The following is a 10,862-nucleotide window of genomic DNA, read 5'->3' on the forward strand; positions in this document are numbered from 1 at the left end:
CGCATCCGCAATCGGCGGGAATGCGACCGGAAGTGACCACCGGCGTCGGAGCCGGTGGTCGGCTTCGGCGGGACGGTGGACACGGACGGTAGACACCAGCGCGCGCTGCGGGGAGGCGTCGTGGACGAGTACGCAGGAAGGGTGCTCGCCGAGCGCTACCGCCTGCCCGTGCGCCCCCTAGGCGACGACGACTTCACCGAGACCCGGGCGTTCGACACCTACAGCGGGCAGGAGGTCCTGCTCCGTCAGGTGCCGCTGCCGGAGGTCGTCGAGGCGGAGGTCGTGGGGGCGGAGGCGACCGGGTACGCCGGGGGGCCGGGCGGCGGCCCGGGCGCCGGACGAGCCGGCGCGGTGGCCGACCGCAGCCCCCGGGACCCCGTCGTACGGCGCGCCCTGGAGGCCGCCACGACCGTGGCGCAGCTGCCCGACCATCCGCGGCTGGAGCAGGTCTTCGACGTCTTCGTCCAGGACGGCAGCCTGTGGGTCGTCGGCGAACTCCTGGCCGCCCGCCCGCTGGCCGCGCTGCTCGCCGAGCGCCCGCTGTCCCCGCACCGCGCCGCGGAGATCGCCGCCGATCTGCTGACCGCGCTGCGGGTGCTGCACGCGGACGGCCGGCTGCACCGCAACATCACCACCCGTACGGTCCTGATCTGTGAGGACGGCCGGGCCATCCTGACCGGTCTGGCGGCGGGCGCGGCCCAGGAAGCGCTGTGCGGATACGATTCGCCGGCCGAGGCCGAGGCCGAGACCGGGGGTGGGGTCTCGCTGGCCAAGCCCGCCGGTGCCGACGGCGCCACCGCCGCCGTGGCCACCACCACCGGCTACGGCCGCCCCACCACCGCACTGGCCGCCGAGCGGGCCCGGCAGGTGCGGCTGACCGTCGTCGGCCCGGTCACCGAACGCTGGGCGCCCGAGCAGGCCGGACCGGTGCGCGAGGACGGGCAGGTGCCCCCGCGGCTCGGCCCGGCCACCGACCTGTGGGCGGTCGGCGCGCTGCTGTGCCGCAGCGTCCAGGGGCATCCGCCGTTCCCCGAGGACAGCGTCGTCGAACTGGCCGAGCTGGTCTGCTCCGAGCCGCCGGTGGTTGCCGGGGAGTGCGGGGCGCTGCGGCCCGTCGTCGAGTCCCTGCTGCGCCCGGACCCGGCCGACCGCCCGGACTTCGAGGAGTTGCACGGCTGGTTGCGCTCGCTGATCCGTACCGCGCCCGAGCCGGAGGTCGGCAGTCGGCTGGTGACGATGCCGGCGCTGGAGCAGGGCGGCGGTCCGCGGTGGCTGCCGATCGTGCGGCGTCGGGGCGAACTGGTCCACCACGGGCGGCACAAGAGGACCCGGACGGCCCACCGCGAGCGCTCTGCGCAGCCGGGCCGCGACGGCGTGCGGACGGCCGCCGCCGCACCGGCACCGCCGCCACCGCGCACGCCGGGCCCCCGCCGTGCGGCCCGGCCCGCCGAGCAGACCTTCCCGCTGGCGCCGCCGCCCCGTCAGCCGCGTCCCCCGAAGCAGCCCAAGCCGCTCCGGGCGCCCCGGCCGGCCCGCACGGTCCGGTCGGCCGGACCGGCCGGGCGGGCGCGGACCTCGGAACGGGACCTGTACGAGCAGCAGATGCTGGGTCAGGTCGACGTCGACACCGCGGCCCGGCCGGCTCGCCCGGTGCGGGGCGGCCCGCGCAACCTCGGCCGGCTGCTGCTGACCGCGATCCTGCTGCTCCTGGTCTGTGCGGTCATCTATGCGATGGCGTTCATGCCGAAGGCCGGCCAGGGCGCCAGGGCCGGCCGGCACGGCGCGGACCGCACGGCCACGTCGGGCGCGGCGCCCGACGGCAGCCCCACGCCCTCCGGCGACGCGGACGGCGGTACGCCCGGTAGCGGAGACCCGCAGCCCACCGAGTCCGCGGACCTCGCCAAGGGCTTCGCGCTGCGCACCGATCCCAGCGGCTTCCGGATCGCGGTCCGCGAGGGCTGGCAGCGGCGCGGCGCCAACGGCCAGGGCCAGGTGCGGTACGTCGGCGGTGACTACGAGCTGTTGGTCGTGCCCGGCCGCGACACCACGGCGAGGTTCGGCGCGGACCCGATGGCCTACCTCCAGGACAAGGAGCCCGAACTCGCCCCGTACCGCGGCTCCGGCTGGGCCACCGCCTCCGGCCTGCGGCGGACCGACGTCGGGCCGACGGCGATGGCGGAGGGCACGTTCAGCTGGCGTGACTCCAGCGGCCGCGAGGTCTATGTGCGCAATCTCGCCATGATCCACCAGGGCCGCTACCACCTGGTCCTGGTCATCGGTCCGGACACCGGTCGCCAGGAGGTGGACCGGCTCTACGAGCAGGCGACCCGGTCCTACGCCCCGCGCTGAGCCGTCAACTCCCGCTCCAGCGGCGTCCGGAACCGCGGGGTGACGCGGACGTCGCCGACCCAGTCCGCCAGCCGGGCCGCCTCGACCGCCACCGCGGCGGCGGCCTCACCTCCCCCAAGCTCTCGGCTTCGCTCGGGCAGCGAGGTACCCCCACCGTCCGTCAGCAGGCGCCAGACGATCTCGCCGTCCGGGCGCTGGGCCCAGCCGCCGATGATCCGGCCGTTCCACCAGACCGTCGGGCCGATGTTGCCGCTGCGGTCGAAGAGCTGCGGGGCGTGAGCGGGGTCGAGGTACCAGTCGCGGGACTTCCAGCCCATCGCGGTGGGGTCGAGGGCGGGCAGCAGGGCGGCCCAGGGTTCGGCGGCGGGGACCGGTTCGAGGTCGTCGGGGAGGGCGTAGCCGGCCCCTTCGGCCAGGTCCACCTCCACCGCGCCGACGGTGGCGAGCGCCCGCCGGGTGTCGGTGAGCGTCCAGCCCGTCCACCACTTGAGGTCCGCCGCGGTGGCCGGGCCGTACGCGGCGAGCCAGCGGCGGGCGAGCTCGGCCTGGGCGTCGGCGGGCGGGAGGTCGGGCAGCTCCGTGAGGGCGGTGCCCGGGGCCCAGCGGAACAGGCTGCTGGTCCAGTTGCCGCGCGGCCGGCTGCGCCGGATCCGGCCCTCGGCGGCCAGGCAGCGCAGGATCCGGCTGGAGACCGCGACGGTGGCCTGGTAGGACTTGCCGGGCGAGACCACGACCGTCGTGCGCAGGTCGGGGACGTCCTCGGCGAGTGTGGCCGCGGTGGCCTCGCCGCGCGCCGCGAGGGCGGCGAGGGTCCGCTCCTCGACCTCGGCCAGCCGCCGTTCGTCCCAGCCCACCTCCGTCATCACCCACCGGGTCAGGTCGCGGCGTTCCTTGGCGGCGATGGCCCGGGCGGTGGAGGCGCCGACGACCGGTGCCAGCGCGGTGCCGACCGCGAACAGCGTGCGGCGCATGGCCTGCATCCGGACGAGGGTGACGTCCTCGTACAGCGCGCGCTCCACCGCGCCGGGATCGGGCACGGCCAGCCGGGCGCAGGCGGACAGGAACACGGTCGCGGCGTCGGTGGCGTGCAGCCCGAGCAGGGCGTCGGTGACCTGCTCGGCGGTGGCCGCGCGGTGGGCGGGGGCAAGCAGGTGGCGGCGGCCGAGGCGGGCCCGGCGCGCGGCGGCATCGATACGGGGGCGGAGGCGGGTCATGGGGCGACGGTACGGGGCATCGAGGACGGTTGCTGTCCGCGAGTGAGCAGCCGACGCGTCTACCCGGCCCCGAACCGCTCCCGCAGCTCCTGCTTGAGCACCTTGCGCAGGGTCGCCCCGCGCGGCAGGGCGGGCAGCACCTCCAGCTGCTCGGGGAGCTTGTGCCGGGCGAGGCCCTGGCCGACCAGGTGAGCGGTGACCGCCGCCAGGGTCAACTCCGGTGCCCCTGGCGGCTGTTCGACCACCGCGCAGACCCGTTCGCCGCGCTCGTCGTCCGGCAGGCCGATGACCGCGGCGTCGGCGACGTCCGGATGCCGGTACAGCAGCTCCTCGACCTCCCGGGCGGAGACGTTCTCGCCCTTGCGGATGATGACGTCCTTGAGGCGACCGGTGATCACCAGGTGGCCGGCGGGGGTGAGGTGGCCGAGGTCTCCGGTGGGCAGGAAGCCGTCCGCGTCGAAGGGGGCGGGCTCGTCGAGGTAGCCGCGACAGACCACCGGGCCGCGCAGCCGCACCTCGCCGGTCCCGGGCGTGATCCGGATCTCCATGCCGTCGGGCGGCCGGCCGTCCGTGGTCGCGAGGTGCTCGGGGCTGTCGTACGGGTCGCCCATGGTGACCATCGGGGCCTCGGTCATCGCATAGCCGTGCACGAGCTGGCAGCCGAGTTCCGCGGTGACCTCGTGGTACAGGGCGGGCGGTTTGGGGGCGCCGCCGCCGGCCAGCAGCCGCAGCGCCGGCAGCAGCCGGCGGCCGGGCGGCAGCGTGCGCTGCTCGGCGAGGAAGAGGGCGTAGAAGGCGGTGGAGCCGCCGGCGACGGTGACGCGGTGGCGGCGGTAGGCGGCGAGCGATCCGGGCAGGGCGAAGTGCTCCAGCAACAGCGCCGGGATGCCGAGCAGCAGGAGCACCACGGTGTAGTCGGGGCCCGCGACGTGCGCGTACGGGAAGGCCATCGAGCCGACGTCGGACGGGCCGAGCCGCAGCGCGTCGGCCAGCCAGCGGCCGGCCGTGCACAGGGTGCGGTCGGTGTGCAGGACGCCCTTGGGGCCGGCGGTGGTGCCGGACGTCCAGTAGATCCAGCGGGGTTCGTCGGCGTCGGCGGGCGGCGGGGGCAGCACCGAGGGGTCGGCCTCGGGGAGCGTGTCGTACGCCTCGACGACGGTGAGCGGGTCGGGCAGGCCGGCGGCCAGGCGGTGCGCCATCGCGCCGTGGTCGAAGCCGCGCCATGCGCCGGGGACCACGAGGAACGCCGCGCCGGTGCGGCGCAGCACCTGGCCCACCTCGTGGTCGCGGTAGAGCGGCACGACCGGGCTCTGGACCGCGCCGAGGCGCGCCAGCGCGAGGCTGAGCAGCACCGTCTCGATACGGGTCGGGAGCTGCCAGACGACCCGGCTGCCGGGTCGTACGCCCAGCTCGTACAGCCCGGCCGCGACCCGCTCCGCGCGCCGGTGCAGCCCGCCGAAGGCGATCCGCCGCTCGTCGCGGGCCGAGACCGCGCCCTGGATGAGGGCCGGGGCGTCGGGGGTGCGGGCGGCGCGCCGGACGAGGAGGTCCCACAGGGTGTCGCCGGTCATCCGCCCTCCCGCCGGGCCGCGCTTTTCTGACGCTGTGTCAGTTTTCTGGTCGAGGGTAGGGGCCGGAGCCTTGTCGGTCCAGAGGGTCCGGGTCTAGCCTCTTTCTGACGGCTCATCAGATACGGCCTTCGGGTCCCACGGTGGACCGGGCCGGACACGGGCGAGGGGACGACGATGGGCAACCCGATGGCACAGCCGGTGGAGCCACCGCGCCGCATCGGCGTCGACGACCGACGGATCGACACGCCCGGCCCGGGCCCGGCCTGATGGACCTCGCCTGCACGGAGGAAGAGGAGGACTTCCGGGCCCGGTTGCGGCAGTGGCTGGCCGAGGCGCTGCCCACCCTCCCGCCGAAGCCCGCCGCGACCGACTGGCCGGGCCGGCGGGCGTACGACACCGCCTGGCAGCGGATGCTCCACGACGCCGGGTACGCGGGTGTGCACGGGGACGCCTCCCCGACCCTGCGGCTGATCTTCCTGGAGGAGACCGAGCGCGCCGGTGCGCCCTATGTGGGCGCCAACTTCGTGGGGCTGTTGCATGCCGGGCCGACGATCGCGGCGGAGGGCACCGCGGAGCAGAGACGGCGCTGGCTGCCGCCGATCCTGCGCGGCGACGAGATCTGGTGCCAGGGCTTCAGCGAACCGGATGCCGGATCGGACCTCGCCGCGCTGCGCACCAGGGCCGTACGGGACGGCGACGCGTACGTGGTCAGCGGCGCCAAGATCTGGACCTCGCACGCCGAGGTCGCCGACTGGTGCGAACTGCTCGTCCGCACCGACCCCGGCGCACCGAAGCACCGGGGCATCACCTGGCTCGCCATGCCGATGGACGCCCCCGGCGTCACGGTCCGGCCGCTGCGCACCCTCGCCGGGTCGACCGAGTTCGCCGAGGTCTTCCTCGACGAGGTGCGGGTCCCGGTCGCCAACCGGGTCGGCGAGGAGAACGACGGCTGGCGGGTGACGATGGTGACCCTGTCCTTCGAGCGCGGTACCGCCTTCGTGGGGGAGGTCGTGGCCTGCCGACGGGTGCTCGGTGCGCTCGCCCGCGCGGCGCGCGGCAACGGCCGCTGGGACGACGCGGTGCTGCGCCGCAGACTCGGCCGGCTGAACGCCGAGTTCGGCGCGCTGTGGCGGCTCATCCAGTGGAACGTCAGCGAGGCCCAGGCCACCGGAGGAACCCCCGGCGTGGGCGGCTCGGTCTTCAAGCTGCGCTACTCGCACGCCCGCCAGGAGCTGTACGACGCGGCCGCCGAGGTGCTGGGCGCGGGCGCGCTGGACGCCGACCGCACCTGGGTCGCCGACCGGCTCTCCGCCCTCTCGTACACCATCGCGGCCGGCACCTCGCAGATCCAGCAGAACATCGTCGCCGAGCGGATCCTCGGCCTGCCGAAGGGGCGGTGAGCGGCCGGTGCACTTCCAACTCACCGAAGATCAGAGGGAGTTGCGGGAGGGTGCCCGGGAGTTGCTGGCCGGCCGGTTCGACCGCGATCGGCTGCGGGCCGCCGTGGACGACCCCGCGCTGGACCGCGCGCTGTGGCGGGAGCTGGGCGCGGCCGGGTTCTTCGCGCTGCGGCTGCCCGAGGCGGCCGGCGGGGTGGGGCTCGGGCTGCCGGAGGCGGTGCTGGTCTTCGAGGAGGCCGGGCGGGCGCTGCTGCCCGGGCCGCTGGTGGCGTGCCAGCTGCTGGCCGGGGTGGTGGACGGCGTCGCGACGGGCGAGACGGTCGTCGGGCTGTGCGACGGGGCGGCCGAGCCGGTGCTCTGGGAACACCCCGGCGACTGCGATGAGTTGATCTTGATGGAGGGGGGTGCGGACGGGTCGCCCGAAGGGGGCGCACAGGGGCGCACGGCCGGTGCGTACCGGTGCACGCCGGACCGGGTCTCCTGCGCCCCGTGGACCTCGATCGACCCCCTCACCCCGCTCGCCGCCGTGACCGACGCTCCGCGCACCGCCCCGCTGGCCGACCCGGACGTGCCCCGACTGCGCCGCGAGGCCGCGCTGCTCACCGCGGCGCTGCAACTGGGCAGTGCGACCCGGACGGTCGAGATGGCGGTCGCGCACGCCCGCAGGCGCACCCAGTTCGGCGCACCCATCGGCTCCTTCCAGGCGGTCAAGCATCTGTGCGCACAGATGCTCGTACGTGCGGAAATCGCCCGAAGTGCGGTTTATGCGGCGGCGGTCACGGGCGGTGCCCTGGACGTCACGGGGGCCAAGCTGCTCGCCGACGAGGCCGCGGTGCGCAACGCCCGGGACTGCCTACAGGTCCATGGCGGGATGGGCTTCACCTGGGAGGCCGATGTCCATCTGCATCTCAAGCGGGCCTGGTTGCGGGCCGAGCGCTGGGGCGCGGCGCGCGACGCGGAAGAGCTGCTGGCGGCGGACCTGATCGACTGACGGGCGGGTGGGGCGGTGAGCGATGGGTGACGATGTCAGACTCAGCCAACCCGCGCGCGGAATGTCGGACTCACCATGCAGAAGTGGTCACGGAGGGTCGATATCGGGTTGTGTCCTAGGTGTGACTCGTCACAGGGGGGAGTCGGCGGTCCGCTCGGGTACGCTCCGTTGGGTGCGAGTGGTTCTGTGGCGCAACGAACCCGGTGCCGTCCCCATGACGGCTCCGGGGTACGGACTGCGCGCCGCCGCCCGCCTTGGGCCGGGGCCCGATACCCGCCCTTGTTCGACTCCCCGCAAAGTGCGTCGCACAGTATGCAGCACGCATACTCCCTTGCGCTGGAATATGCCCGAAGCGCTTGTTGGGGTGACTGAACGTCAACCATGCTGTGCTTCGCCGGGGTCACGCACTGTGACTCCGTGGAGGCGCGAGGCGATGTTTCCGCCGGTTCGGATGGTGTGAGCGGTGCAGGTGCTTCAGGTGCAGTTGAACGTACGGCCCGACCCGGCAGAGGTGGGGCGGGCTCGGCGATGGGCCCGTTCGCGGCTCGTGGGCTCCGGTATAGGGCCGGACGAGCCGCTCGCGGAGACGTTGATCCTGCTGATCTCCGAGCTCGTGACCAATGCCGTGGTGCACACCGGCGCGTCGGCCGTGCTGCGGATGTGCTTCTCCGGGGCGGGGGCCGTGGTCGGCACCGTCCGCGTGGAGGTGGCGGACGCCAGCGCCCGGCCGCCGTGCCAACGGCACGCCGACGGCGATGACACCAACGGCCGCGGCCTGGAGCTGGTCGACGGTCTGGCGGACCGCTGGGGCTGGCAGCAGGAGGGTGCCGGCAAGCGCATCTGGTGCGAGGTGGACCGCGGTCAGCCGCTGCTGATGGCGGCCGGGGCGGATCTGGGGCGGCTGAGCTCTCTCGCGCAGTGAGGCACCGGCCGCGAGCCGACATTTCGGGCATAACGAGACTAAGTCCAGACCAGGTGTTGACGTGGCGTGCCCAGTTGATCACTCTTGGGTGGAGCGATTCGCCGTGAGGGGACGCCGAGGGTGTGGGGGGAACCGGGTGTGCCCGGTCCTTGCCTCGACGAGTGCGGATCGCCGGCCCGGCTGGGGGTCTCTCCGGCGATAGCCGGGGGGCGGTGGCGGTGCGCGGTGCCGTGCTCGGGGCGCGCATCGGCGCACCGCCACCCGGCCGGCCCGCTCAGAGGACCGCCACCGGCGCGACCGGTGTGCCGGACCCGCCGACGAACGGTTCGGCCATCGCGGACAGGAAGAACGCCCAGCGCCCCGCCTCCGCGCAGGCCTCCGACAGCTCCTCCAGGTTCCAGTTCTGGCCCTGGAGCATGCCCATCTCGACGAGGTGGAGCGCGTGCACCGGCATCCACAGGCCCTCGATCTCCGGCGGGAAGATCTCGAACGTCAGGGTGTCGTTGGCGACCGCCGCGACGTCGCGCGCGCGGAACCACTCCGGGGTGCGCAGCGACAGGCCGGGCGACGGGAAGGCGTACGCCTGCCGGTCCCCGGCCAGGTAGTGCCGCAGCTGACCGGTCCGCACCAGGACGATGTCGCCGGCCCGGACCGTCACCCCCGCCAACTCCTCGGCGGCGTCCAGGTCCTCCGGTGTAACGGCGTACCCGCCGGGCAGTCGGTCCGTGTCGTGCGCGCGGGCCACGTCCAGCAGGACGCCGCGCGAGGCGATCGGGGTGGCCTTCTCGATGCCGAGGGCGGAGGCGCCGCCGTGTGCGGTGATCGAGTCGGCGGGGCGGTCGTTGTAGAGCCGCCCGGAGTGCGAGACGTGGGTGAGGCCGTCCCAGTGGGTGGCGGCCTGGAGGCCCATGGTGACCACGTCGTCCGAGGTCGCGACCGTACCCGGGCCGAAGATCTCCTGGTTGACGGCGATCATCGTGTGCAGGGGGTTGACCCGGCCGGGGATCATCCCGGTCTGCACGCCGTCCTGCCGGAGCGGTACGGCGAGCGGGATGCGGCGGCCGGTGCGGACGGTGGCGGCGGCCTCGCGCACCACCTCGTCGGTGATCAGGTTGAGGGTGCCGATCTCGTCGTCCGCTCCCCAACGCCCCCAGTTGTTCACGCGCGTGGCGATGTCGTGGAACTCCTGCGGCAAGGGCATGGGGCCTCCTCGGGGCCGGTGGTTCGGCTCGGGGTCTTGTGTTCGTACCGCGCCTGCTCAAAAATCTAACGGTCCGTCAGAAACTGCGGGAAGGGGCGCGGCATGGGGAACTTCTTGACCGGCAAGGCGATCGCCGTCACCGGCGCCGGACGCGGCATCGGGCGGGCGGTGGCGCTGGCCTGCGCCGCGCAGGGCGCGAAGGTCGTCGTCAACGACTACGGCGTCGCCATCGACGGCGGCCAACCGAGCAGCGAGGTCGCCGACTCCGTGGTGGCGGAGATCGAGGCCGCCGGAGGCGTGGCCACCGCGGTCGCCGACGACGTGTCCACCATGGCCGGCGGCCAGCGGATCGTGGACACCGCGCTGGCGCAGTACGGGCGGATCGACGGCGTGGTGTGCGTGGCCGGGATCCTGCGCGAGCGGATGCTCTTCAACATGTCCGAGGAGGAGTGGGACCCGGTGGTCGCCACCCATCTGAAGGGCACGTTCACCGTCTTCCGGGCGGCGGCCGCGGTGATGCGGCGCCAGCGGTACGGGACCCTCATCGGCTTCACCAGCGGCAATCACCAGGGTTCGGTGTCGCAGGCCAACTACTCCGCCGCGAAGGGCGGGATCATCTCGCTGGTGCGGAGCGCGGCACTGGGCCTGCACAAGTACGGGGTGACCGCCAATGCCGTGGCGCCCGTCGCGCACACCCGGATGTCGGCGAAGGTGCCGATGAAGCTGACCGAGATCGGCGAGCCGGAGGACGTGGCCGCGTTCGTCGTCTACCTGCTCAGCGAGCAGGCGCGCGAGGTCACCGGGCAGGTCTACACAGTGGCCGGGCCGAAGATCGCCGTCTGGGCACAACCGTCGGAGCTGCGCTCCGTGCACGTCGACGACGGCGCCTGGACCCCGGAGAAGGTCGCCGAGGTGGTGCCGGGGGCGGTGGGCGTCGACCCGATGCCGATGCTGGCGCGGATGCCGACGAAGTCGGCTTAGGCACCCACGTTTTTGTCTGCGGCGCCGTGGCCTTGGCGGCCGGCGTTCTCCGCACGTTGTTGGCTTTCTCGCCGTGGCCTGGCGGCCGGCGTTCTCCCCACGTTGTTGGCTTTCTCGCCGTGGGTGTTGTTCGCCGTTGCGCCTGCGGCGGGCTGTGCCGCTGCGCGGGGCTGTTCGGCTGCGGGTGCGGTCCTGCGGGGCTGGGTGTCCGGACTGCTTCGCTTTACGTCCGG

8 protein-coding genes are annotated in these 10,862 nt (G+C 74.2%); 5 read left to right on the forward strand and 3 right to left on the reverse strand.

Going from position 1 to position 10,862, the window contains the following annotated elements; all coding sequences use genetic code 11:
* Window positions 1-120 precede the first annotated feature (120 nt).
* On the forward strand, window positions 121-2,349 hold the full coding sequence (locus AB0C96_RS08005) for a protein kinase (RefSeq protein WP_362914810.1): 2,229 nt from the start codon (window positions 121-123) through the stop codon (window positions 2,347-2,349).
* On the opposite strand, the gene AB0C96_RS08010 is transcribed toward AB0C96_RS08005, so the two are convergent.
* Both AB0C96_RS08010 and AB0C96_RS08015 read right to left on the reverse strand, forming a co-directional pair.
* Window positions 2,334-3,563: a winged helix DNA-binding domain-containing protein gene (locus tag AB0C96_RS08010; protein WP_362914812.1), complete on the reverse strand. Its 1,230-nt coding sequence runs from the start codon at window positions 3,561-3,563 to the stop codon at window positions 2,334-2,336. The genes AB0C96_RS08005 and AB0C96_RS08010 overlap by 16 nt on opposite strands.
* Window positions 3,564-3,622: 59 nt before the next feature.
* The gene (locus tag AB0C96_RS08015) at window positions 3,623-5,134 is read right to left on the reverse strand and encodes an AMP-binding protein (RefSeq protein ID WP_362914814.1); all 1,512 of its coding nucleotides are present in this window, start codon (window positions 5,132-5,134) and stop codon (window positions 3,623-3,625) included.
* 266 nt (window positions 5,135-5,400) lie between these two features.
* Here AB0C96_RS08015 and AB0C96_RS08020 point away from each other — a divergent pair, with 266 nt between their 5' ends.
* The 3 genes from AB0C96_RS08020 (at window position 5,401) to AB0C96_RS08030 (ending at window position 8,447) form a co-directional block, all read left to right on the forward strand.
* Window positions 5,401-6,534, forward strand: a complete 1,134-nt coding sequence (locus AB0C96_RS08020) for an acyl-CoA dehydrogenase family protein (protein WP_362914816.1) — start codon at window positions 5,401-5,403, stop codon at window positions 6,532-6,534.
* A gap of 7 nt (window positions 6,535-6,541) precedes the next feature.
* Window positions 6,542-7,525, forward strand: a complete 984-nt coding sequence (locus AB0C96_RS08025; protein WP_362914818.1) for an acyl-CoA dehydrogenase family protein — start codon at window positions 6,542-6,544, stop codon at window positions 7,523-7,525.
* A gap of 463 nt (window positions 7,526-7,988) precedes the next feature.
* Window positions 7,989-8,447, forward strand: coding sequence for an ATP-binding protein (locus AB0C96_RS08030; RefSeq protein ID WP_362914820.1), 459 nt, complete (start codon window positions 7,989-7,991; stop codon window positions 8,445-8,447).
* Window positions 8,448-8,721: 274 nt separating this feature from the next.
* On the opposite strand, the gene AB0C96_RS08035 is transcribed toward AB0C96_RS08030, so the two are convergent.
* A complete protein-coding gene (locus AB0C96_RS08035; protein WP_362914822.1) occupies window positions 8,722-9,648 on the reverse strand; it encodes a cyclase family protein in 927 nt (308 codons plus the stop codon).
* A gap of 102 nt (window positions 9,649-9,750) precedes the next feature.
* Here AB0C96_RS08035 and AB0C96_RS08040 point away from each other — a divergent pair, with 102 nt between their 5' ends.
* The gene (locus AB0C96_RS08040) at window positions 9,751-10,629 is read left to right on the forward strand and encodes an SDR family oxidoreductase (RefSeq protein WP_362914824.1); all 879 of its coding nucleotides are present in this window, start codon (window positions 9,751-9,753) and stop codon (window positions 10,627-10,629) included.
* The last annotated feature ends 233 nt before the right edge of the window (window positions 10,630-10,862 follow it).

It is taken from the genome of Streptomyces sp. NPDC048506 (assembly GCF_040651315.1).
GTDB lineage: Bacteria > Actinomycetota > Actinomycetes > Streptomycetales > Streptomycetaceae > Streptomyces.

Bases quoted from the DNA above. Each gene is read 5' to 3' on its own strand.
- AB0C96_RS08010 (WP_362914812.1), bottom strand. From the start codon at position 3,563: ATGACCCGCCTCCGCCCCCGTATCGATGCCGCCGCGCGCCGGGCCCGC.
- AB0C96_RS08015 (WP_362914814.1), bottom strand. From the start codon at position 5,134: ATGACCGGCGACACCCTGTGGGACCTCCTCGTCCGGCGCGCCGCCCGC.
- AB0C96_RS08020 (WP_362914816.1), top strand. From the start codon at position 5,401: ATGGACCTCGCCTGCACGGAGGAAGAGGAGGACTTCCGGGCCCGGTTG.
- AB0C96_RS08035 (WP_362914822.1), bottom strand. From the start codon at position 9,648: ATGCCCTTGCCGCAGGAGTTCCACGACATCGCCACGCGCGTGAACAAC.
- AB0C96_RS08040 (WP_362914824.1), top strand. From the start codon at position 9,751: ATGGGGAACTTCTTGACCGGCAAGGCGATCGCCGTCACCGGCGCCGGA.